The 21,931-nt window shown below is 67.7% G+C and carries 20 protein-coding genes; 12 read left to right on the top strand and 8 right to left on the bottom strand.

Annotated elements, in window-relative coordinates; all coding sequences use genetic code 11:
• Positions 1-30 precede the first annotated feature (30 nt).
• Positions 31-1,077 carry a metal-dependent hydrolase gene (locus N5C25_RS15285; protein WP_251102134.1) on the top strand — a complete coding sequence of 349 codons (1,047 nt, stop codon included), beginning with the start codon at positions 31-33 and terminating at the stop codon, positions 1,075-1,077.
• Between the two features lie 145 nt (positions 1,078-1,222).
• Here N5C25_RS15285 and N5C25_RS15280 read toward each other — a convergent pair whose 3' ends face one another.
• From N5C25_RS15280 to N5C25_RS15260, 5 genes are all read right to left on the bottom strand, one after another.
• On the bottom strand, positions 1,223-2,050 hold the full coding sequence (locus N5C25_RS15280; protein WP_046428854.1) for a class I SAM-dependent methyltransferase: 828 nt from the start codon (positions 2,048-2,050) through the stop codon (positions 1,223-1,225).
• A gap of 63 nt (positions 2,051-2,113) precedes the next feature.
• Entirely contained in the window at positions 2,114-3,109 is a 996-nt protein-coding gene (dusB, locus tag N5C25_RS15275) for a tRNA dihydrouridine synthase DusB (RefSeq protein ID WP_031270248.1), read from the bottom strand.
• Between the two features lie 147 nt (positions 3,110-3,256).
• On the bottom strand, positions 3,257-3,688 hold the full coding sequence (locus N5C25_RS15270) for a hypothetical protein (RefSeq protein ID WP_262212723.1): 432 nt from the start codon (positions 3,686-3,688) through the stop codon (positions 3,257-3,259).
• Positions 3,689-3,837: 149 nt separating this feature from the next.
• Positions 3,838-4,803 carry a ribokinase gene (locus N5C25_RS15265; protein WP_058980400.1) on the bottom strand — a complete coding sequence of 322 codons (966 nt, stop codon included), beginning with the start codon at positions 4,801-4,803 and terminating at the stop codon, positions 3,838-3,840.
• Between the two features lie 25 nt (positions 4,804-4,828).
• Positions 4,829-6,127 (bottom strand): nucleoside transporter C-terminal domain-containing protein, encoded by a 1,299-nt coding sequence (locus tag N5C25_RS15260; protein ID WP_279937227.1) that lies wholly within the window; start codon positions 6,125-6,127, stop codon positions 4,829-4,831.
• A gap of 193 nt (positions 6,128-6,320) precedes the next feature.
• On the opposite strand from N5C25_RS15260, the gene N5C25_RS15255 reads away from it, so the two are divergent.
• The 5 genes from N5C25_RS15255 (at position 6,321) to N5C25_RS15235 (ending at position 11,705) form a co-directional block, all read left to right on the top strand.
• Positions 6,321-7,292 carry an aldo/keto reductase gene (locus tag N5C25_RS15255; protein WP_279937226.1) on the top strand — a complete coding sequence of 324 codons (972 nt, stop codon included), beginning with the start codon at positions 6,321-6,323 and terminating at the stop codon, positions 7,290-7,292.
• A gap of 217 nt (positions 7,293-7,509) precedes the next feature.
• On the top strand, positions 7,510-7,704 hold the full coding sequence (locus tag N5C25_RS15250) for a hemin uptake protein HemP (RefSeq protein ID WP_005412278.1): 195 nt from the start codon (positions 7,510-7,512) through the stop codon (positions 7,702-7,704).
• Positions 7,705-7,857: 153 nt separating this feature from the next.
• Positions 7,858-10,101, top strand: coding sequence for a TonB-dependent hemoglobin/transferrin/lactoferrin family receptor (locus N5C25_RS15245; RefSeq protein WP_279937225.1), 2,244 nt, complete (start codon positions 7,858-7,860; stop codon positions 10,099-10,101).
• Between the two features lie 4 nt (positions 10,102-10,105).
• On the top strand, positions 10,106-10,705 hold the full coding sequence (locus N5C25_RS15240) for a hypothetical protein (protein WP_019661101.1): 600 nt from the start codon (positions 10,106-10,108) through the stop codon (positions 10,703-10,705).
• Positions 10,706-10,778: 73 nt separating this feature from the next.
• Positions 10,779-11,705 carry a DUF6607 family protein gene (locus N5C25_RS15235; RefSeq protein ID WP_279937224.1) on the top strand — a complete coding sequence of 309 codons (927 nt, stop codon included), beginning with the start codon at positions 10,779-10,781 and terminating at the stop codon, positions 11,703-11,705.
• 107 nt (positions 11,706-11,812) lie between these two features.
• Here the strand turns inward: N5C25_RS15235 and N5C25_RS15230 are convergent, their stop codons facing one another.
• Both N5C25_RS15230 and N5C25_RS15225 read right to left on the bottom strand, forming a co-directional pair.
• The gene (locus N5C25_RS15230) at positions 11,813-14,326 is read right to left on the bottom strand and encodes an FtsX-like permease family protein (RefSeq protein ID WP_279937223.1); all 2,514 of its coding nucleotides are present in this window, start codon (positions 14,324-14,326) and stop codon (positions 11,813-11,815) included.
• A complete protein-coding gene (locus N5C25_RS15225; RefSeq protein WP_014036021.1) occupies positions 14,323-14,970 on the bottom strand; it encodes an ATP-binding cassette domain-containing protein in 648 nt (215 codons plus the stop codon). Before N5C25_RS15225 ends, N5C25_RS15230 begins: the two co-directional genes overlap by 4 nt.
• 75 nt (positions 14,971-15,045) lie before the next feature.
• Here N5C25_RS15225 and N5C25_RS15220 point away from each other — a divergent pair, with 75 nt between their 5' ends.
• The 3 genes from N5C25_RS15220 (at position 15,046) to N5C25_RS15210 (ending at position 17,916) form a co-directional block, all read left to right on the top strand.
• Entirely contained in the window at positions 15,046-15,690 is a 645-nt protein-coding gene (locus N5C25_RS15220) for an arylesterase (protein ID WP_279937222.1), read from the top strand.
• Between the two features lie 87 nt (positions 15,691-15,777).
• Positions 15,778-16,491: a response regulator transcription factor gene (locus N5C25_RS15215; protein WP_002811889.1), complete on the top strand. Its 714-nt coding sequence runs from the start codon at positions 15,778-15,780 to the stop codon at positions 16,489-16,491.
• 153 nt (positions 16,492-16,644) lie between these two features.
• Complete coding sequence (locus N5C25_RS15210) at positions 16,645-17,916, top strand: HAMP domain-containing sensor histidine kinase (protein ID WP_019661107.1); 1,272 nt, start codon at positions 16,645-16,647, stop codon at positions 17,914-17,916.
• 132 nt (positions 17,917-18,048) lie between these two features.
• Here N5C25_RS15210 and N5C25_RS15205 read toward each other — a convergent pair whose 3' ends face one another.
• A complete protein-coding gene (locus N5C25_RS15205) occupies positions 18,049-18,750 on the bottom strand; it encodes an SGNH/GDSL hydrolase family protein (RefSeq protein ID WP_251102138.1) in 702 nt (233 codons plus the stop codon).
• A gap of 212 nt (positions 18,751-18,962) precedes the next feature.
• On the opposite strand from N5C25_RS15205, the gene N5C25_RS15200 reads away from it, so the two are divergent.
• The 3 genes from N5C25_RS15200 to N5C25_RS15190 all read left to right on the top strand — a co-directional run bounded on the left by N5C25_RS15200 (position 18,963) and on the right by N5C25_RS15190 (position 21,528).
• Positions 18,963-19,358, top strand: a complete 396-nt coding sequence (locus tag N5C25_RS15200; protein ID WP_019661109.1) for a diacylglycerol kinase — start codon at positions 18,963-18,965, stop codon at positions 19,356-19,358.
• Between the two features lie 33 nt (positions 19,359-19,391).
• Complete coding sequence (locus N5C25_RS15195) at positions 19,392-20,141, top strand: TerC family protein (RefSeq protein WP_019661110.1); 750 nt, start codon at positions 19,392-19,394, stop codon at positions 20,139-20,141.
• Positions 20,142-20,367: 226 nt separating this feature from the next.
• Entirely contained in the window at positions 20,368-21,528 is a 1,161-nt protein-coding gene (locus tag N5C25_RS15190) for an MFS transporter (RefSeq protein ID WP_251102139.1), read from the top strand.
• Positions 21,529-21,931: the final 403 nt, after the last annotated feature.

Below are 21,931 nucleotides of genomic sequence, written 5' to 3'. Positions count from 1 at the left end.
GCCCCGCCCGCAAGCCGCTAGCATCGGCCCATGGACTCTCTGACCCAGATCGTGCTCGGTGGCGCCGTCGCTGCTGCCATCGCCCCGCCCGGACATCGCCGCGCGGCCCTGCTGGCCGGTGCCGCGCTTGGCACCCTGCCGGACCTCGACGCCCTGTGGCTCGGTTTCACCGCAGCCGATCCGGTGGCGAACATGATCGAGCACCGCAGTTTCAGTCATTCGCTGCTGGTGCTGCCCTGGGTGGCCGCATTGATCTGGTGGCTGTTCAAGCGCTTCGGCAATGGCCGCGTCGCGCAGTCACCGCTGCGCTGGTTCTGGGCGATCCAACTGGCGCTGGTCACCCATCCGGTGCTGGATGCGTTCACCGTGTATGGCACCCAGTTGTGGTGGCCGCTGCGCCCGCATCCGACCATGGGATCCAGTGTCTTCATCATCGACCCGGGGTATACGGTGTGGCTTCTGCTGGGCTGCGTGCTGGCCTGGTTCGGCCGCGCCCGGCCTTGGGCGGGCAAGGTGCTGGGCGTGGCCCTGCTGCTCAGCAGTGGCTACCTGGGCTGGGGCCTGATCGCCAAGTCACAGGTCGACCGTGCCGCACAGCAGAGCCTGGCCGCGATGGGCCTGGGCGATGCGCCGCGCTTCTCGGTACCGATGCCGTTCAACACCCTGCTGTGGCGGGTGGTGGCGATGACGCCCAATGGCTACGTGGTGGGTGACCGCTCGCTGGTGGCCGACCACGGGCCGATGCGGTTCGAAGGCCATGCGTCCAACGTGCAGGTCTTGCGCGAAGCGGGGGGCATTCCGGCAGTGCAGCGCCTGCAGTGGTTCAACCGTGGCTTCATGCGTGCGCAGGTCGTGGACGGCCGGCTGGTGCTGAGCGACCTGCGCATGGGGCTGGAGCCGGACTACACCTTCAATTTCGTCGTGGCCGAGCAGGCCGACGGGCAGTGGCGGCCGATAACCCCCGAGCAGGTGCGAGCGGATTACCGCAGTCCCGCCGCGCGCGCCGACGCAGGTCGCCGGCTGGCGGCCGTGTGGCAGCGGATCTGGCATGCGCCCGTAGTCGGCGCTGTCGAGTAGATCCACGCCATGCGTGGATGAAGGGACATCGGCGGTGGCAGCCACGCATGGCGTGGCTCTACTGCGTCAGCCAGCGCCCGCAGCCGCGCACCCGTAGGTCCACGCCATGCGTGGATGTCGGGACCAGCGGCGGTGCTGCGTTGGCTCAATATACCGTCGCGCGGCCCTGCACGAACGAGTAGAAGAACACGGCGTTCGGGTCGTTCTGCACCAGGCGGAACTCGCGGCGCATGCCTTCCACGGTTTCCTCGTCCACCGAGCCGGCCTGCAGCAGCTGGTCGGCCGCCGACAGCAGCAGCTGCTCCCAGAACGCAATCATCGTCTTGCGGCGCGCCGGTTCACGGTTGTCCAGGTGGATGGTCTTGATCTCGGTGTGCACGTCGCGGAAGCCGCCGGCCAGCAGCAGGTTGCCCAGCTTGGCGCCGACGAACGGGTCGCCACCATGGTCGTACTGGAAATCGTTGAACGCCATCCAGTAGCGCCAGATGTGCGGCGAATACGGATCGAGCAGGAAAGAGGCGTTCATCACCTCGGTGATGTACACCGGCGAACCCGGCGCCAGCACGCGGCGCACTTCGCTGAGTACGCGCGCCGGTGACGGCACGTGTTCCAGCACCCAGCACAGGAACGCGGAGTCGAAGCTGCGGGCCTCGAACGGCAGCTCGCCGGCGTCGGCCTGCTGCAGGGTGTAGCGGTCGCTGCACCACGGCGTGCGCGCCAGGTTCTCGCGCGCGGTGGCCAGCTGCGTTTCGCTCAGGTCCACGCCGGTCACGTGCAGCTCGGGGAAGCGGCGCAGCAGGATCTCGGTCTGTGCACCAACGCCACTGCCGACTTCCAGCAGGCGCCGCGCGCCGCCGTAGTCGATCTGGCCGAAGATGCTCGATTCCAGCAGCCGGGCCTGGGTCATCAGGCGCTGCTGTTCGGTGCCGGAAAACCCGTGGAGGTAGGTGGGAGAGGAGATCGGCGGGGTCATGGAGGCGGGCTCTCGGAGTTCAATTCGGTCGAGCAGGCTCGACGTTGCGACGCGGCAGGGCGGTCAGGCGGCCGAAGGCAGCGCCGGTTCCCCGGCGATCAGGCGGTCGAAGTACTCGGTGGTCAGCGCGATCTGGCTCTGTGGGTCTTCGGCACGGTTGACCACGGCGCGGAAGGCGGCGTTCTCCGGCCGGTCCTTGGCATACCAGCCCAGGTGCTTGCGCGCGATGCGCACGCCCTGCGGCTCGCCATAGAACGCATGCAGCGCATGCAGGTGGCCGAGCAGGATGTCGCGCACTTCCGCCAGCGATGGCGGCGGCAGTTCGTCGCCGGTGGCCAGGTAGTGCGCCACCTCGCGGAAGATCCACGGCCGGCCCTGTGCGGAGCGGCCGATCATCACCGCGTCCACGCCGGTTTCCTTCAGCACGTAGGCCGCCTTCTGCGGCGAATCGATATCGCCATTGGCGATCACCGGGATGCGCAGTGCGGCCTTGATCTCGCCGATGGTGGCGTACTCGGCCTGGCCGGTGTAGTGCTGGTCGCGGGTGCGGCCGTGCACGGCCAGTGCAGCGATACCGCTGTCCTCGGCGATGCGCGCGATCAGCGGGCCATTGCGGTGGTCACAGTCCCAACCGGTGCGGATCTTCAGCGTGACCGGCACGTCCACCGCGTTGACCACGGCTTCGAGGATGCGCGCCACCAACTGCTCGTCGCGCATCAGCGCCGAGCCGGCCCAGGCGTTGCACACCTTCTTGGCCGGGCAGCCCATGTTGATGTCGATGATCTGCGCGCCGTGGTCGACGTTGTAGCGCGCGGCCTCGGCCAGCTGCTGCGGCTCGGTGCCGGCGATCTGCACGCTGATCGGTGCCGGTTCGCCGTCATGGTCCATGCGGTGGATCGACTTGCGCGTGGTCCAGAAGCGCGGGTCGCTGATGGTCATTTCCGAGGCGGCCAGGCCCGCGCCCAGCCGTTTGCACAGCAGGCGGAAGGGTTTGTCGGTGACGCCGGCCATGGGCGCCAGCACGACGTTCGGAGCAATGGTGTACGGGCCGATCTGCATGCGCCCATTGTAGGGCGCCGACAGCGACGTGGCCGTATCGGCTGCGCCCCGGTTCAGGCCGATCGGCACCGACCTCATGCCGTACCGGCATCAGCAGATGCTTGACGGTTGCTTCCGCCGCCCCCAAGGGCGGGCGAAGGTGGGCGGCTACCCCAGGCGCTGCCAGGCCTGGCGGGTACCCAGTGCGAAGGCCAGCCCCAGGCTGAGGCAGACCAGTGAACTGACCATCCAGAAGCGCCGGCCGTTGTAGCGGGGCCGCAGCAGCGCCAGCCCGAAGCCCATCGCGGCGCGCAGCAGCAACAGCAGGGCGATGCCCGACAGGACCAGACGACTGGCCGGCAGTGGCGAATGCCAGCCCGCAGCGGCCAGTGCGTACAGCGTCCAGGCCACCAGCACGGCCGTAATGCCGGCGGTCATCAGCGGTGGCCACCAATGCCCGGCCTGTGCCAGCCGGACCACGCGCTGGCCGGCACCGAAGTACCTGTACCACGCGGCGCCGAAGGCGATGCAGCCGATATGCAGCAGCGCCGCAGCGGCACAGCCGGCGGCCGCGACCAGCAGCCAGGGGAATCCGTCCATGTCCTGCCCGTGCAAGGAAGCTGCGCGGATGGTGGGCGAGGGGCAGGATGTGGGCAATGCGACAGGCGGTCGCAGGGGCCGGGAAATGGGCAAAAGAAAGGCCCAGGTGCCTGTGCACCCGGGCCTTGTCATCCACGCGTGGCGTGGAATTACTTGGCTTCGGCGTCGGCCGGGGTGAAGCGCGGCATCGCCGCTGCAGCGCCTTCCTTCTCGGTCGAGCGACCGGCGAACTGGTTGGCAAAGCGCACGTGGCGGGCGAACGGTGCATCGGCCACCTGTGCCAGCGACGCAGCCAGCGCACCGTTGAAGGCATCACCGGCACCGGTGGTGTCGATGGCCTGCACCTGTTCGGCACCGACGCGGTAGTACGGCTGGGTGTCGCCGCGCAGGTTCTCGTCGGCGTGCGAGACGAACACGCCCACCGAACCCAGCGTCACCACCACGGTACCGTTGCCGACCAGCTTGCGGCACAGCGCGTGCAGGCTGGCGCCATCCAGCGCGGCGACGTCGTTGGCGTCCACGCGCTCACCGACATGGCGGCCGAGCAGGGCGGCGAACTCGGTCTCGTTCGGGGTGATCACATCGGCCAGCTTGAGCAGGCCGATGGTCGAGGGCGCGTCGGCCGGCGCGGTGTTGAGCACGGTGGTGACACCGGCCTCGCGGGCCGTGGCCAGCGCCGCTTCGATGGTCTGCACCGGCGATTCCAGCTGCACCAGCACCACCTTGGCACCGGCCAGCAGGGCCTGCTGCTGTTGCAGGAAATCGGTGCCCAGCGCGGCATTGGCGCCGGGGCCGATCACGATCGTGTTGCGGCCACGGGCATCGACGTAGATGCCGGCGGTGCCGGTCGGCTCGCTGCTGGCCTCGGCGATCAGCTCGAAGCCATCGTGCGCAGCCAGTTCGCGCGCAGTGGCGCCACCGGCGTCATCGCCCAACGCACACACGAAGTGGGTGTCCGCACCAGCGCGGCAGGCCGCCACGGCCTGGTTGAAGCCCTTGCCACCGGGGCCGGTGCTGTAGCGGCCGGCAATGGTCGCACCCGGTGCCGGCAGCGTTTCGCACCGCCACACGTGATCGACATTGAAGGAACCGACGACAACGACACTGCTGCTCATAGGAAATCTTTTCTCAACCAGGGGTTCAACTGAAGTGCGTCAGCACGCCGGCGATGGTCGCCGTCATGAAGGTGGCAATGGTACCGCCCAGCACCGCGCGCAGGCCGAACTTGGCCAGGTCGTGGCGGCGCTCCGGCGCCAGGCCACCGATACCGCCGATCTGGATCGCGATCGAGCTGAAGTTGGCGAAGCCGCACAGCGCGTAAGTGGCAACCAGGCGGCCTTCGGCGGACAGGCTCACGCCCGGGATCTGGCCGTTCACGATCTGCGACAGTTCGGTGTAGGCGACGAACTCGTTGATCACGACCTTCTGGCCGATCAGCGAGCCGACGGTGGTGGCGTCGGCCCACGGCGTGCCGATCACCCAGGCGATCGGGGCCAGCAGATAGCCGAAGATGGTCGACAGGTTGGTCGGCTTGCCGATGGCAGCGGCCAGGCCGGTCACTTCGCCCACCCAGGTCAGCGGCGCGTTCAGCAGCGCGATAAGGGCGATGAAGGCCAGCAGCATCGCGCCGATGTTCAGTGCCAGCTTCAGGCCGTCACCGGCGCCGGCAGCGGCGGCATCGATGATGTTGCTGGAGGTCTTTTCGACTTCCATCTTCACCGTGCCGCGGGTCAGCGGGGTGCCGGTTTCCGGAATCAGCAGCTTGGCCACGACCAGGGTGGCCGGGGCCGCCATGATGCTGGCCGCCAGCAGGTGCTTGGCGTAGAAAGCCTGCTGCGCCGGATCGCCGCCGCCCAGCATGCCCACGTAGGCCGCCAGCACGCCGCCGGCGATATGCGCCATGCCGCCGATCATCATGGTCAGCAGTTCGGACTGGGTCATCCTGGCGATGTACGGGCGAACGGTCAGCGGCGCCTCGGTCTGGCCGATGAAGACGCTGGCGCAGACGCTGGTGGTTTCCGCACCCGACACGCGCATCACCTTGGTGATCGACCAGGCCATCACGCGCACGATCGCCTGCATGACGTTGAGGTGGTACATCACCCCCATCAGCGCCGAGAAGAAGATGATGGTCGGCAGCACCTGGAAGGCGAAGATGAAACCGTAGTTCTTGGTGTCCATCAACGAGCCGAAGATGAAGCCCGAGCCCTCGTTGACGAAGCTGAGGATCTTGACGAAGCCCTTGCCCAGCGCATCGAACACGTCGCGCCCGCCCGGCACCAGGATCACCAGCGCCGCAAAGGCGATCTGCAGGGTGATACCGGTGGCAACCAGCTTCCAGTCAACTGCACGCTTGTTGTTGGAAAACAACCAGGTGATGCCGATCAGCACCGCCAACCCGAACAGGCCGAAGCCGATCCTGCCCAAACCTTCGACCATGTGAGTGACTCCCCTGGGGCGTCGCGAAAAACGGGAAGCCTAGTGCAGGGCAGGGGCCGGGGCAAGAAAAAGCAGCGTGCGCGCACCCAACGGTACCGATCGGGCCAGCAACGGCAAGGGCTTGCGGCCGGCGGCGGCAGGTAGAATGGAGTTCGATCCCGGCCCGGATGCGGGCCCGCAGCAGGAGATTCGCATGCAATACCGTCGCTTGGGCTCCACCGGCCTGCCGATTTCCGCCCTGTCCTTCGGCGCCTGGGTGACCTTCGGTGACCAGATCCCGCGCGACGAGGCCCGCAACCTGGTGGCGGCCGCCTGGGATCATGGCGTCAACTTCTTCGACAATGCCGAGGGCTATGCCAACGGCCGCGCCGAACAGGTGATGGGCGATGTGATCGCCGACCTGCGCCTGCCGCGCGACGGTTTCTGCGTCTCCAGCAAGGTGTTCTTCGGCAGCGCCAAGGACCCACGGCCGACCCAGCGCGGCCTGTCGCGCAAGCATGTGACCGACGCCTGCCATGCGGCGCTCAAGCGCCTGCGGGTGGACTACCTGGACCTTTATTACTGCCATCGCCCGGATCCGGACGCGCCGGTCGCCGAGACCGTGCATGCCATGGACACCCTGGTGCGGCAGGGCAAGATCCTCTACTGGGGGACCTCGGAGTGGTCGGCCGTGCAGATCCAGCAGGCGCTGGACATCGCGCAGGCGCGCAACCTGCAGGGCCCGTCGATGGAGCAGCCGCAGTACAACCTGCTGCACCGCGAACGGGTCGAGGTCGAGTACGCGCCGCTGTATGCCGGCGCCGGACTGGGCACCACCATCTTCTCGCCGCTGGCCTCGGGCCTGCTCACCGGCAAGTACGACCAGGGCATTCCGGCCGATGCGCGGCTGGGCCGGGAAGGCATGCAGTGGTTGCAGGACCTGGTGCTGGGTGCCGACGCCGAAGCCCGCCTGGCCCAGGTGCGCCGCTTCAGCGAGGTGGCACGCGCGCTGGGCCAGGCCCCGGCCACGCTGGCCATCGCCTGGTGCCTGCGCAACCCGAACGTCTCCAGCGTGATTCTCGGCGCCAGCCGGGTCAGCCAGCTGCTGCAGAACCTGCAGGCACTGGAAGCGCTGGAACAGGTCGACGCCGCCGGCTGGGCGCAGGTCGAAGCCGTCTTTGCCTGAACGCCGGGGTCGACCGGGCCTGGGCCTCGGTCGGGCCGGCTCGGGCCCGTGCCTCGGTACAGTCGACTCTACACACATGCGTCGCCATTTGATTGATGCGATCTATCGAATCTGAAAATTCGATCATTAATCCAATCAATCAAGTTGAGAATGGTTGTTGATTGTCAACTGAGAATCATTATCATTTAACTCGTCCCTCGCACGAGTCCAGATGCTCATGAATGCTCAACCTGTACTGCTGCGCCCCGAAACGCTGACCCTCCGCGATCGTCCGGTCCGTGTCGTTCCGCCGGAAGAGGTCATCGACAGCGAAGCCCTGCTCAAGGGCCGTCGTGAAATCCTGATCCAGCACGGCGACCGTTTCTATCGCCTGCGGCACACCAGCAACGACAAGCTGATCCTGACCAAGTAATCGCGGTCTGGTCGCCCGCCTCCCTCCCTCCTGCCGGCAGCGCCGACAGGGTGGGCGACCCGTCCGCTCCCGCTCTCTCCCCCTCGGTCTACCGCGTGCACCTTCCGGGTGCGCCGGTAACCGGGGGTTCCCCTGCCTGACCGAACGAACCCGATGACCCGCCATACCGCCCTTTGCCTTGCTGTCTGGATGGCGCTGCCGCTGTCCGCCCACGCTGCTGCCACTGCTGCCCCCGATGCGCGCGAATTCGATCGGGTGCAGGTCACCGCCACCCGCACCGAGCGGGCGCTGAGCGACGTGGCGGCCACCGTGGATGTCATCGACCGTGAGCAGATGGACCGGCACCTGGTGCAGGACATCAAGGATCTGGTGCGCTACGAGCCGGGCCTGTCGGTCACCCGCAGCGCGACCCGCTTCGGCCTGGATGGTTTCCGCATACGTGGCCTGGACGGCAACCGCGTGCGCATCCAGACCGACGGCATCGTCATGCCGACCCGGTTCGACATCGGTTCGTTCGCCAGTTCCAACCGCAACTTCACCGACCTCGATACGCTCAAGCGCGCCGAGATCGTGCGTGGACCGGCCAGCTCGCTGTACGGCTCCGATGCACTCGGTGGCGTGGTCGCGTTCGTGACCAAAGACCCGGCCGACTATCTCAAGGACGGCAAGAACAGCTACTTCGGCCTGAAGTTCGGCTACGACGGTGAGTGGAAGGGCCTGCTCGGCGGTGCCACGGCCGCCTTCGGTGGCGACCACTGGAGCGGCCTGGTCAACGTCAACCACCACCAGGGCCAGGAAACGGACAACCAGGGCACGGTTCGCAGCGACAACGACACCCGCACCGCGTCCAATCCGCAGGATCGCGACGGCCGCAGCCTGCTCAGCAAACTGGTCTATGCACCCAGCGAGGACCAGCGCTTCCGCCTGACCGTGGAAGGCAACGAAGACACCACCGATACCAATGTGCTGTCGGCGATCGCCAGCGTTGCACCGCGCCCCGGCGCGATGGCTGCGGCCACTGGCATGAAGTCCCACGACACCCAGAAGCGCAACCGCGTCTCCTTCGCCCACGAGATGGATGCGCTGGACCAGCCGTTCGCCGACAGCCTGCATTGGCAGGTGTACGCGCAGAACAGCGAAACCCGGCAGCAGACCGACGAGACCCGCACCGACGGCACCCGTCGCCACCGCGTGTTCTCCTTCGACCAGCATGCCTATGGCCTGCAGGCGCAGTTCAACAAGGCGTTCGCCACCGGCAGCGTCGAGCACGCATTGACCTACGGTTTCGAAGGCACCCGTACCGAGATCCGCCAGAAGCGCGACGGCTATCAGGTCAGCAAGGCTGGCGTGGTCAGCAACACGGTGCTGCCGGACACCTTCCCGGTGCGTGACTTCCCGATCAGCAAGACTACCGAGCTGGGCCTGTATGCACAGGATGAGATGCGCTTTGCCGATGGCAGGCTGTCGCTGGTGCCGGGCGTGCGCGTGGACCGCTACGAGCTGAAGCCGGAAGTGGACAGCATCTTCGCCGAAGACAACCCGACCACGGCCGTGGCGCAGCTGAAGAAGACCAGCGTGTCGCCGAAGCTGGGCATGGTCTGGCGCTTTACCGACGAATGGTCGCTGTTCGCCGGTTATGCGCGTGGCTTCCGTTCGCCGCCGTACAACGACGTCAACATCGGCCTGACCAATGTCGCCTTCCGCTATACCGCCATCGCCAATCCGGACCTGAAGCCCGAAACCAGCGACGGCTACGAACTGGGCCTGCGCTTCATCGCGCCGGCGGCGTACGTCAGCGTCAGCGGCTACTACAACGACTACAAGGATTTCATCCAGTCCAACGTCGATACCGGTCGCAACGCACAGGGTTTGACCGTGTTCCAGTCGCAGAACATCGCCGACGCGCGCATCTATGGCGCGGAAATGAAGGCCGGCATCGAGTTCGGCGAACTCAGCCCGGCGCTGAAGGGCTGGGCGCTGCGCAGTGCGTTGGCATGGTCGCGTGGTGACAACCGGACCGATGACGAACCGCTGGCCTCGGTCGATCCGCTGCGTGGCACGCTGGGCCTGATGTACGACGCCGATACCTGGGGCGTCGAACTGGCCGGTACCTTCGTGCAGCGCAAGAAGCGCCTGCCGCCGCCTGCGGCGCAGACCAATCCGAACGCACCGGCGCCGTTCGTCTACCAGCCGGCCGGCTACGGCGTGCTGGACCTGATGGCGCACTGGAACTTCGCGCCGGGTGCCACCTTCAATGTCGGCGTGTTCAACCTGGCCGACAAGCGCTACATCGAATGGTCGTCGATCACCCCGAGCCTGATCACCGATCGCGCACTGAGCGATCGGTTCAGCAGCCCGGGCCGCACCTTCTCCGCCAGCCTTGCCGTTTCCTGGTGATCTCATGAGCCGAGCCTTGTCCGCACGCAGGAATGACTCCATCGCCGCGCCGAACAGCGCGGCCTGGCCGACCCCGGCACAGCTGGCCACGCTCGGCACTGTGTTGTGCCTGTACCACGCCGACGGCAACGAGCTGGGCGGCTGGCGCCAGGCCGTACGCGTACACGCCTGCCAGGGCGTGGACAGCGAGGGCCTGCGCGAAAGCCTGTGCTTCCTTGATGGCCGCGGCCGCTGCGTGTGGCGCCTGTACCTGCTGCCCGACAGCGATTTCCTGGCCTGGGACCGTCTGGTCGCGCCGCTGCCGCCGGGACCGGAACACGACAGCGAGGCGAGCGTTGGCGAACGCCTGTGGCGGCGCCTGGCCGGCCATCTTGGCGGCCAGCGCTGGCGCCTGTGCGCGCTGCGCCTGCATGCCGCCGACGACGGACGCACGCTGGCCGCCAGCCTGTCGACCCTGTCCTCGCTGGGCGCGGCCACCGCGCGCCGCATCGCACGCCTGGAAGGTGCTGAAGGCGAGCTGGTGATCGACGACTGTTGCTGTGCCGACGCCGCCCGGCGTCCGGCGCCCCAGATCCCCGGCGACCTGCCGCTGATCCGCCTGTGACCCTCTCCTGATGGAACGCCCGTTGGCCACGGATGGCCCCTCAATGAATCTGCAACCCCGAAGGAAGATCCCGATGAAGCTCCAGACAGCCAGCGCCATGCTGCTGCTCGCCGCCAGCGGCGTGGCCAGCGCGCAGCCCTCCGACATCGCCCGCGACCACGACAGCATCCTCGCCATGCAGGGTGAGTACACCGTGGACTTCGCCTTCGACGAGACCGTGCTGCTGAAGCCGGGCTACGAGCGTGCACCGGCGATGCGCAGCGGCGGCAGCGAAGTGGTCATCGTGGTCGAGGACACCCCGAAGCGCATCGTGCTGCAGCACCTGCTGCTGGATGAAAAGAGCGGCCACATCACCAAGCACTGGCGCCAGGACTGGGTGTACGAAGCACCGAACCGTTTCGAGTTCAGCGCCGACCAGACCTGGAAGGTGCGCAGTATTCCGTCGGCGGTGAACCAGGGCGCCTGGACCCAGTGCGTGTACGAAGTGAGCGACGCACCGCGCTACTGCGGCACCGGCACCTGGACCTACACCAACAACGTGCCGAGCTGGACCAGCGATCTGAGCTGGCGCCCGCTGCCGCGCCGTGAGTACACCAAGCGCAGCGACTACAACGCGCTGGCCGTGGTCAACCGGCACACGCTCACGCCCAATGGCTGGACCCACGAGCAGTTCAACACCAAGGTGCAGCGCAACGCCGATGGCAGCCAGGTGGAGATCGCACGCGAGTTCGGCTTCAACGACTACGTGAAGACCACCGAGGTCGACTTCACCCCGGCGCGCAACTACTGGAAGGCCACCGCCGGTTACTGGGCCAAGGTGCGCCAGCGTTGGGATGGTTTCCTGACCCAGGCGCCGGGCGTGCACCTGAAGACCAGGATCGACGGCATGGCGATGATCATCCCGCTGTTCACCCAGGCCGAAGAGATCCAGTCCGGCAATAAGGTGAAGGACAAGCAGATTGACGACGTGTTCGCCAAGTACGTGGAAAAGGCCCAGTAGAGCCACGCCATGCGTGGATGTGCTTGTTCCTTGAACACTGGCAACGCCGTCATGTGCACTTGGTAGGTGCCGAGCTTGCTTGGCACGCGCCCCGGTCCGGCGCCGCCTCAGGCCTCACGCAGCGCCAATGCCGGTGGCGTATGCAGGATCGCCCGCGTACCCCACCAGCCTGCCAGCAGGCTCAGCCCGATGCCGACCACGCCGCCGATCAGCAGGCCCGGCCACGGCGGCAGCAACGGCAGCTCGAACACCTTCTGCGAGACTGCCACGCCGATGACGGCTGCCGCGCCCACCGCGAGCAACGCGGCCAGCGTGCCCAGTGCGCCGAACTCCACGAGCACCGCGCCACGCAGCTGGCGCCGGGTCGCGCCCAGCGTGCGCAGCACCGCGCTGTCGTAGCGGCGCTCGCCCGCCGTGGCCTGCAGTGCGGCCAGCAGCACCAGCACGCCGGCCAGCAGGCTGAACACCATCACCAGTTGCACCGCCTGCGCCACGCGCTCCATCACGTCGCGCACCTGCGAGATCACCGCGTCCACGTCTAGCAGCGACAGGTTCGGCTGCGCGCGGACCAGCTCGCCCAGCCCGGCCGCGTTGCCGGACGGCAGATGGAAGGCCGACAGCAGGTTGTGCGGCGTATCGCCCACCGCGTTGGGGTTCAACAGCACGAAGAAATTCGGCCGGAACGTGTTCCAGTCGGCCTTGCGGATGCTGGTGACGGTGAACTCGCGCTGCTGCTCGCCGACTGCAATGGTGATGCGGTCGCCCGGATACACGCCGTAGCGCTTGGCCCAGCCGATTTCAACCGACGCCTCTGGCGCCGTGCTGTCGGGCGTCCAGAAGGTGCCGTTCATCAGCGTATTGGCGGGTGGGAAGCTGCTGCGCCAGCTGAAATTCAGCGGCCGGTTCTCGTCATCGTCATCGCGCTGGCCGCCCTGCGCCGGTTGCCCGTCCTGACCGGGCTCGCGGTCCACGCGCAACGGCGGCTTGCCGTTGATCGCGATCAGGCGGCCGGTCGCCATCGGCTCGATGCTGGCGTCGCCGGCGCCCAGTCCACGCAATGCGGCTAGCACACTGTCGCGTTGCTCGGGCTGGATGTTGATCAGGAAGTAGTTCGGCGTATCCGCAGGCAGGCGCTCGCGCCACTGCTGCAGCAGGCCGGGGCCGGTCACCGCCAGCAGCAACAGCGCGCACAACGACAGCGACAGCCCGACCAGCTGCATCACTGCCAGCATCCGGCGCCGGGTCAGCGCGGCCAGGCCGAGCCGCCAGTGGCCATGCAGGCGGTGCTGCAGGCCGCGCAGCAGCTGCAGCAGCACGAAGCCGACCGCACCGGCCGCCAGCGCCAGCGCGGCCAGGCCGCCGAGCACCCACAGCGCCAGTTTCAGGTCGTCGGTGACCTGCACCGCCAGCAGCAGGCTGGCCGCCAGCGCCGCCACATAGGCCAGCAACGACGCCGGCGGCAGGGCGGCGAAGGAACGGTTGAGCACGCGCATCGGCGGTACCCCGCGCAGGCGCAGCAGCGGCGGCAGGCCGAAGCCGAACAGCAGCAACAGGCCAATGCCCGCGCCGGTCAGTGCCGGCATCGCTTCCGGCAGCGGAAGGCGCTGCGGCACCAGGCTGCCCAGCACCTGCACCAGGCCTTCCTGCGCGGCCATGCCCAGGCCGATGCCGAGCGCGCAGGCCGGCACCGCCAGCATCAGCAGCTGCAGCGCCAGGCCCAGCAGGATGTCGCGCTGGCGCGCGCCCAGGCAGCGCAGGATCGCGACCTGGTCGATGCGGCGCAGCGCGAAGCGGTTGGCCGCCAGCGCGGTGGCCACACCGGCCAGCAGCACCGCCAGCAGCGCGCTCAGGCCGAGGAAGCGCCCGGCCAGATCGAATGCCTGGCGCACGCCGCGCTGGGTGTCGTCCACGCTCAGCAGGCGCAGGCCTTTCACCTGCGGCAGCAGCCACTCGCGCAGGGACGCGACCTGTCCTGCCGGTCCTGCAAACATCAGCCGGTAGTTGATGCGGCTGCCAGGGCCGAGCAGTCCGGTGCCCTCCACATCGGCGCGGTTGACCAGCAGGGTGGGGGAGAGCGTCAGCAGGTCGCCACCGGTATCCGGCTCGGCCTCGATGATGCCGGCGATGCGCAGCGTGCCAGCGCCGAACTCGAGATCATCGCCGGCCTTCAGCCCCAACCCCTGCAGCAGGCGTGGGTCGGCATAAGCCTGGCCCTTGGGCGGCATGCCGGCGTCTGCGATCAGCGCCCCGCCGGGCGTGGCCCGAACCCGCAGCGAGCCGCGCAGCGGATAGCCCGCCTGCACCGCCTTGATGCTGGCCATCTGGCTGGCATCGCCGTTGAACAGCACGCTGCCGAAGCTGGCGATGCGGGTGTAGGCCAGTCCACGCCGTTGCGCCTCGTCGGCGAATGCCTGCGGCGGGTCATCGCGCCCGGCGATGCCAAGGTCGCCGCCGAGCATTTCCGCCGCGCTGCCGGTCAGCGCCAGGTTGACCCGGTTCACCAGCGTGCCCACCGCGGTCATCACCGCCACGCCCAGCACCAGTGCGGCGAACACGGTCAGCAGGTCGCCGGCCAGCGCCTCGCGGCGCAGCGCGCGCCACGCATGCCGCAGCAGGTTCATGCCTGCGCCCCGCGCTCGACCGGCAGCAGGCGGCCATCATCGATGCGGTGGATGTACTGGCACCGCTGGGCCAGGCGCAGGTCGTGGGTGACCAGGACGAGGGTGGTGCCACTGCCGGCGTTGAGTTCGAACAGCAGGTCGCTGATGTGCTGGCCGGTGGCATGGTCGAGCGAGCCGGTCGGTTCGTCGGCGAACAGGATGCGCGGGCGGGTGACGAACGCACGCGCCAATGCCACGCGCTGCTGCTCGCCGCCCGACAACTGGCGCGGATAGTGGCGGGCCCGATGGGCCAGCCCGACCTGGGCCAGCACTTCATCGACCCGCGCACGGTCTTCGCGCCCGGCCAGTTCCAGTGGCAACGCGACGTTTTCGGCGGCGGTCAGCGCCGGTAGCAGGTGGAAGCTCTGGAACACGAAGCCAACCTCACGCGCGCGCAGCTGGGCCCGCGCTTCTTCATCGAGGTCGCCCAGGTCCTGGCCCGACAGCGCAATGCGGCCGCGGCTGGGCAGGTCCAGCCCGGCCAGCAGGCCGAGCAGGGTGGTCTTGCCCGAACCGGAGGCGCCGACGATGGCCGCGCTGGTGCCTTCATGGACGGTCAGGGTGATGTTGTCCAGTATGTGGACTTCACCCTCCGGGCCCTGCACGGATTTGCCGACCTGGTCGACGGCGATGGCGACGGGCGCGCTGCGGGGGGACAGGCTGTCGATGAGGAGACTCCAATGCGCAAGACGGGATGGAGCCGGCGAGCCGGCGCGATGGTGGTGCTGCTGCTAGGGTTCCTGCTGTTGCCGGGGCTGGCCTGTGCCAAAGGTCCGGCCCCCACCGTGCTGGTGCTCGGCGACAGCCTCAGTGCCGCCCACAATATCCCTGCCGACGCCGGCTGGGTCAGCCTGCTGCAACAGCGGGTCAGGCAGCAGTCGAAAACCCCGGCGCGCATCGTCAACGCCAGCATGAGCGGGGAGACCACCGCCGGCGCGCTGACCCGCCTGCCGGGCCTGCTGGCGAAGGAAAAGCCGACGGTGGTGGTGATCGCGCTGGGCGGCAATGACGCATTGCGTGGGCTGACCCCGGCGCAGGTGCAGGGCAACCTGGAAAAGATGGTGCAGGCCAGCCAGAAGGCCGGCGCGAAGGTATTGCTGCTGGGCATCGACGTACCGCCCAACTACGGGCCGGCCTATCGCCAGCGCCTGGCTGCGGCCTACAAGGCGCTGGCCACGCAGTACGAGGTGCCGCTGCTGCCCTTCCTGCTGGAAGGCGTGGCCCTGCAGCCGGGCATGATGCAGGCCGACGGCCTGCACCCGACCGCAGAGGCGCAGGCGAAGCTGCTGGACAACGTCTGGCCGCTGCTCAGGCCGCTCCTCTGAACCGTTTGTGTACCTCTTGACGGAACTTCACATCGCGTCCACCGTCGATCCGGCATGTTTCACAAAGCTGAAGTTAGAGGGAATCACATGCGTCAGACGAAGGAGACCTCCGGCTTGGTGCTGGTGGTCGAAGACAACCGCAACATCTCCGAGATGATCGGCGAATACCTGGAAGGTCGCGGCTTCGAAGTCGACTATGCACAGGACGGCCTGGATGGCTACCGCCTTGCGGCGGAGAACAGCTATGACGTCGTGGTGCTCGACTTGATGCTGCCGCGCCTGGATGGCATCGAAGTGTGCCGCCGCCTGCGCAACGATGCGCGCAAGTCCACCCCGGTGCTGATGCTAACGGCACGCGACACGCTGGACGACAAGCTCACCGGCCTCGGGTTCGGCGCCGATGACTACCTGACCAAGCCGTTCGCGATCCAGGAGCTGGAAGCCCGCCTGCGCGCGCTGATCCGCCGCGAACGTCGCCAGGTGGGTTCGGAGGTGCTGAAGGTCGCCGACCTGGTGCTCGATCCGGTCAGCATGCGGGCCACCCGTGCCGGTACCGAGCTGCAGCTGTCGCCGATCGGCCTGCGCCTGCTGACCATCCTGATGCGCGAATCGCCGCGCGTGGTCACCCGCCAGGAGATCGAACGCGAGATCTGGGGCAATGGCCTGCCGGACTCGGACACGCTGCGCAGCCATCTGTACAACCTGCGCAAGATCATCGACAAGCCGTTCGACCGTCCGCTGCTGCACACCGTGCAGAGCGCCGGCTACCGCATTGCCGATATCGCACAGCCGATGGCCTGATCGGGGCCGGGCCGGTGCAGCATCAGGCCCGGCCGGGCAACGACCCCGCATCGGGCACGGATGACCGGCCGGCGCTGCCGCCGGTCAGCGTCCGTGCACGACTACGGCGCAGCGCGCTGCCTATAATCGCAGCGCTCTGACCGGGACCCCGCAATGCCGCACGGCCTGCCGCGCAAGATCCGTATCGCCTTCATCCTGCAGGCAGTCCTGGCCAGCCTGGGCATCCTGCTCGGTGCCTGGCTGGTGTCGCTGGTGATCAAGCACAGCCTGGTCGGCGCCGCCCTGCGCGAGGAAGCGGCCTATTACTGGACGCTGCATGAGGCGTCGCCGGTGCAGCCGCCGCCCAACACCCAGAACATCCGCGGCTACCTGCTGGAAAGCGGGCAGTCGGCGCTGTCATTGCCGGCCAACCTGCGCAACCTGGAGCCCGGCTTCCACGAACTGCCTCAGGATGACCAGCTGGTGCTGGTCGATGTGCGCCCCGCCGGTCGCCTGTACCTGGTGTTCCTGCGTTCGCGTGCGGAGATGCTGGCGTTCTGGTTCGGCATCGTGCCGGTGCTGCTGACCCTGTTGGCGGTGTATGGCGCCAGCTGGGTGACCTATCGGGCTTCCAAGCGCCTGGTGTCGCCGGTGAACTGGCTGGCACGGCGCGTCTCGCGCTGGGACCCGGGCCACCCCGAAGCGGCCGATCTGGAGCCGAACAAGCTGCCGGCGGACATGCAGGGCGAGACCCGCCAGCTGGCGGCCGCACTGCATTCGCTGGCCAACCGGGTCAGCGCGCATGTGGCGCGCGAGCGCAATTTCACCCGCGACGCCAGCCATGAACTGCGCACACCGCTGACCGTCATCCGCGTCGCCAGCGACATGGCCCTTGGCGATGAAACCCTGCAGCCGCGCCTGCGCCGCAGCCTGCAGCGCATCCAGCGGGCTGGCCGCGACATGGAGGCGGTGATCGATGCGTTCCTGATCCTGGCCCGCGAGGCCGATGTCGAACCGCAGATCGAGCTGTTCGACGTCAACGACATCGTCCGCTACGAGGTGGACAATGCCAACGAACTGCTGGGGTCTCGCCCGGTGTCGGTGCACCTGCACAGCGACGGCCCGGTGCAGTTGCATGCGCCGCCGCGGGTGCTGCAGGTGGTGATCAGTAACCTGGTGCGCAATGCCTGCAGCTACACCGACGAGGGGCGCATCGACGTGCATGTGCACAACGACCGGGTGGTAGTGCGCGATACCGGTATCGGCATGTCTGCCGACGCCCTGTCGCGGGCCTTCGAACCGTTCTACCGCGCCGAGCCGAGCCGCCCGCAGGGCACCGGCCTGGGCCTGTCGATCGTGCGCCGGCTGTGCGACCGCTTCGGCTGGAAGGTCAGGCTGGCCAGCGAGCCAGGGCAGGGCACGGAGGCCACGGTCATCTTCCGCTGACGCTGCGCCTGCCGCCCGGTAGTTGCCGACCTTGGTCGGCGCTTTCAGCAGGATTCACGCCGGTGCCCCATGCCAACCAAGGTTGGCATCTACCCGAGGGCGTGCGCTGGCGCCCTCCGGCGCACGTCGGCCTCAGTTGCAGTTGACCTTCGGCGCCAGCGCCTTGGTCCAGATCGCATAGCCGGCCGGGGTCATGTGCAGCATGTCCTCGCGGAACAGCGTTGCATCCGGCTGGCCATCGGTGCCCAGCATCGGCGTGTAGATGTCGGTGAAGCCCGTGTTGGGCAGCGTGGCCAGGGCGGCCTTGATCAGCGTATTGGCCTCGGTGATCGCCGGCAGCAGATGCGCACGCGACGGGCTCGGCTTGATCGACAGGTACTCGACCCGGGTCTTCGGCAGGTCGCGATGCACGCGCTGCACGAAGGCAACCACATCGTCGCGCACCTGCACGGCGCTGCGGCCGCTGTTGAGGTCGTTGTCGCCCGCGTAGAAGAACACCTTGCACGGTGCATACGGCACCACGATGCGATCGGCATACCAGGTGCTGTCACGCACTTCCGAACCCCCGAAGCCGCGGTTGAACACCGGCTGGCCGGGGAAGTCGGTGGCCAGGCTCTCCCACATGCGGATCGAGGAGCTGCCGATGAACTCGATACCGCCACGCGGCGGCGGGCTGGCCTGGTCGGCGCTGGCGAAGTGGGCCATGTCGCTGGCCCAGGCCACGTTGGAGACCTGTTCGGGTACCCGCGGTGACTTGGCCGGGCCCAGGGCCTGGGCAAGGGGGGCGGCGGTCAGCAGGCCCAGCATCAGCAGGCAGGTACGGCGATGGGACATCAGGCGCTCCGGCAGGGTAGGGACGACCATGATAGAAGCTGGGGCAGGTCGAAGCTTGCCCCTGGCAGTCCGTTCACCGGGCCGGTGCCGGGCGGCGGCGGGCGGCCTTGTGGCAAAATGGCGGCCATCTGCCTATTCCTGTGCGCCCATGATCCCCTGCCGTGCGTCTGAGCGGTCGCTGCGCCGCGTCCCTGTTGCTGGATGTTCGCCCCGTGGCTGATCAGTTCGGCCATCTGCCGCGCGGCCCGCGCCGCATCTTCCAGGCCGCCCGCTGGTCCTGGCAGGGCCTGCGCGCTGCCTGGCTGCACGAGTCGTCGTTCCGGCTGGAGGTCTACCTGCTGATCCTGCTGACGCCGCTCGCGATCTGGCTGGGCCAGACGCCGGTCGAACGCGCGCTGCTGATCGGCTCGATGCTGCTGGTGCTTGCGATGGAGCTGGCCAACTCGGCCATCGAAGCGGTGATCGAACGTTACGGCAGCGAGATCCATGAACTGGCCGGCCGCGCCAAGGACATGGGCTCGGCGGCGGTCTTCGTGCTGATGATGAACGTGCTGCTGTGCTGGGCGCTGGTCGTGGTTCCGCACGCGCTGGCCGGCAACTACGGCTGAAACCCCATTCCCCCACTGCCTTGAAGAGTTTCCATGTCCTTTGAGTTCCTCGCCGACCCCAATGCCTGGGTAACCCTGTTCACGCTCAGCGCGCTGGAAATCGTGCTCGGCATCGACAACCTGGTGTTCATTTCCATCGCGGTCAGCAAGCTGCCGGAAGAGCGTCGCCCGTTCGCCCGCAAGCTCGGCATCGCGGTGGCCTGCATCACCCGCATCGCGCTGCTGGTGTCGCTGGCCTACCTGGCGCACATGGCGGCCAACCTGTTCACCGTGGCCGGCATGGGCATCTCCATCCGCGATCTGGTGCTGATCGTTGGTGGCCTGTTCCTGATCATCAAGGGCTGCATGGAGATCAAGGAGCTGATCAGCGGCGGCGAGGATGAAGATCCCAGCACCACCAAGGCCTCGGCCGTGTTCGGCTACGTGATCGCGCAGATCGCGGTGATCGACATCGTGTTCTCGCTGGACTCGGTGATCACCGCCGTCGGCATCGCCGACCACATCCCGGTGATGGTCGCCGCGATCCTGCTGTCGGTGATGGTGATGCTGCTGGCCGCCAACCCGCTGGGCCGCTTCATCGATGCCAACCCGACCGTGAAGATGCTGGCCCTGGCCTTCATCCTGATGATCGGTGCGGTGCTGATCCTGGACGGCCTGGACGTGCACGTGCCCAAGCCCTACATCTACGCCGCGATGGGCTTCTCGGTGCTGGTGGAGTGGCTGAATCTGCTGATGCGCCGCCGCGCCCGCGAGCACAACGTGCCGGGTGCCGGCAACTGGTAAGCGCGCCACAGGCGTGTGAGTCCCTCAGAACCCCCGGCATGCCGGGGGTTCTGCGTTGTGGGGGAGGTTGGCTCTGCAACGGCACTGCGGTTTTTGCACTTTTGGCTGCGTTCAGGCCTCCACTTGTGAATCAGGATCAACAGTGTTTTCCCGGGGCGAGGCTTAATCCGGCGCAGCAAAGGGCGCAGGCTACGCACTCCCGATTCCCGCCCCCCAGGAAACCCCCATGAATTCCAGAGCCGCCTTGCTGGCGCTTGCCGTTGGCGCCTTCGCCATTGGAACCACCGAATTTGCCCCGATGGGCCTGTTGCCGGTCATCGCCGACGGCGTGGGGGTTGGCATCCCCACCGCCGGCATGCTGATCACCGCCTACGCCGTGGGCGTGATGCTGGGCGCGCCGGTGATGACCCTGCTGATGGGCCGTTTCGGCAAGCGCACCGCGCTGATGCTGCTGATGTCGATCTTCGTCGCCGGCAATCTGTTGTCTGCGCTGGCGCCGAACTACGGGATGCTGCTGCTGTCGCGCCTGGTCACCAGCCTCAACCACGGTGCCTTCTTCGGCATCGGTGCGGTGGTCGCTGCGAGCTTGGTGCCGAAGGAAAAGCAGGCTGCGGCCGTGGCCACCATGTTCATGGGCCTGACCATCGCCAACATCGGCGGCGTGCCGCTGGCGACCTGGGTCGGCCAGCAGCTGGGCTGGCGCCTGTCCTTCGCCGGTACTGCGGCGCTGGGCCTGGTCGCGATCACTGCGTTGGGCTTCGCGCTGCCGGCATCTGCACCGGGGCCGCGCCCGGACGTGCGCCGCGAACTGAAGGCGATCCTGCAGCCGCCGGTGCTGCTGGCGATGGCCACCACCGTGCTCGGCGCCGGTGCCATGTTCACCCTCTATACCTACGTCGCACCGGTGCTGACCGAATTGACCGGCGCCTCCAATACCTTCATCGCGATCTCGCTGGCGCTGATCGGCATCGGCTTCACCCTCGGCAACGGCATCGGTGGGCGCATGGCCGACTGGTCGCTCGATGGCGCCACCCGTATCCTGCTGGCTGCCCTGGCGGTGCTGATGTTCGTGCTGCCGCTGGCTTTCATGAGCCACGCTACCGCGGCGCTGGGTGTACTGCTGTTCGGCGCGGCGACCTTCGCCCTTGTGCCGCCGCTGCAGATCCGGGTGATGCAGGTGGCCAGCGAGGCGCCGGGCCTGGCGTCGTCGATCAACGTGGGTGCATTCAACCTGGGCAATGCGGTAGGTGCTGCGCTGGGTGGTGCGGTGATCAGCTCGGGACTGGGCTACGCCGCGATTCCGGTGGCCGGTGGCCTGCTGGCCGCGTCGGGCCTGCTGCTGGCATGGCTGGGGCGTCCGCGCACTGTGGTGGCGGAGGCCTGCTGAGGGGTGTTGGATTCCGGCAGGGCTTGCAGCCCTGCACCCGCTGAAGGCCAAGGCAACCGCCGAAGCAACATCAACCGCAACAGCCGGCGGTGGTTTTCTGAGGGTTGGGCGGGGCGGTGTGGGTTGGCAGGACATGCCGTGAACCCATCCATGGGGGCTCGATGGCGCCATCCATGGCGCCAACGGTCCTGCCAACCCGCACCGCCCCACCTCCGACAGATTGCCGCGATCGGTCGGAACGGCGTTCTGCTTTGGTAGGTGTCGACCTTGGTCGACACGAATGCCTGAAGAACCGGCTTTTGCTTTTGATTTTTTCTTTTGATCTTCCCGCGGTGCGCAGGAAATTGTCCGTGGCCGGGAGGGTGGGTCGGCTGGGGGCGTGAGCCGCATGGATGCGGCGACC

It is taken from the genome of Stenotrophomonas sp. GD03958 (assembly GCF_029839005.1).
GTDB lineage: Bacteria > Pseudomonadota > Gammaproteobacteria > Xanthomonadales > Xanthomonadaceae > Stenotrophomonas > Stenotrophomonas hibiscicola.
The sequence above is the reverse complement of the archived record's forward strand: the minus strand, read 5'-3'. Positions and strand labels throughout refer to the sequence as shown.

Coding starts and splice junctions, on each gene's coding strand:
- N5C25_RS15240 (WP_019661101.1), top strand. CDS start 10,106: ATGAGCCGAGCCTTGTCCGCACGCAGGAATGACTCCATCGCCGCGCCG.
- N5C25_RS15190 (WP_251102139.1), top strand. CDS start 20,368: ATGAATTCCAGAGCCGCCTTGCTGGCGCTTGCCGTTGGCGCCTTCGCC.
- N5C25_RS15215 (WP_002811889.1), top strand. CDS start 15,778: ATGCGTCAGACGAAGGAGACCTCCGGCTTGGTGCTGGTGGTCGAAGAC.
- N5C25_RS15280 (WP_046428854.1), bottom strand. CDS start 2,050: ATGACCCCGCCGATCTCCTCTCCCACCTACCTCCACGGGTTTTCCGGC.
- N5C25_RS15250 (WP_005412278.1), top strand. CDS start 7,510: ATGAATGCTCAACCTGTACTGCTGCGCCCCGAAACGCTGACCCTCCGC.
- N5C25_RS15265 (WP_058980400.1), bottom strand. CDS start 4,803: ATGAGCAGCAGTGTCGTTGTCGTCGGTTCCTTCAATGTCGATCACGTG.
- N5C25_RS15235 (WP_279937224.1), top strand. CDS start 10,779: ATGAAGCTCCAGACAGCCAGCGCCATGCTGCTGCTCGCCGCCAGCGGC.
- N5C25_RS15245 (WP_279937225.1), top strand. CDS start 7,858: ATGACCCGCCATACCGCCCTTTGCCTTGCTGTCTGGATGGCGCTGCCG.
- dusB (WP_031270248.1), bottom strand. CDS start 3,109: ATGCAGATCGGCCCGTACACCATTGCTCCGAACGTCGTGCTGGCGCCC.
- N5C25_RS15220 (WP_279937222.1), top strand. CDS start 15,046: ATGCGCAAGACGGGATGGAGCCGGCGAGCCGGCGCGATGGTGGTGCTG.
- N5C25_RS15210 (WP_019661107.1), top strand. CDS start 16,645: ATGCCGCACGGCCTGCCGCGCAAGATCCGTATCGCCTTCATCCTGCAG.
- N5C25_RS15255 (WP_279937226.1), top strand. CDS start 6,321: ATGCAATACCGTCGCTTGGGCTCCACCGGCCTGCCGATTTCCGCCCTG.
- N5C25_RS15205 (WP_251102138.1), bottom strand. CDS start 18,750: ATGTCCCATCGCCGTACCTGCCTGCTGATGCTGGGCCTGCTGACCGCC.
- N5C25_RS15230 (WP_279937223.1), bottom strand. CDS start 14,326: ATGAACCTGCTGCGGCATGCGTGGCGCGCGCTGCGCCGCGAGGCGCTG.
- N5C25_RS15195 (WP_019661110.1), top strand. CDS start 19,392: ATGTCCTTTGAGTTCCTCGCCGACCCCAATGCCTGGGTAACCCTGTTC.
- N5C25_RS15260 (WP_279937227.1), bottom strand. CDS start 6,127: ATGGTCGAAGGTTTGGGCAGGATCGGCTTCGGCCTGTTCGGGTTGGCG.
- N5C25_RS15270 (WP_262212723.1), bottom strand. CDS start 3,688: ATGGACGGATTCCCCTGGCTGCTGGTCGCGGCCGCCGGCTGTGCCGCT.
- N5C25_RS15285 (WP_251102134.1), top strand. CDS start 31: ATGGACTCTCTGACCCAGATCGTGCTCGGTGGCGCCGTCGCTGCTGCC.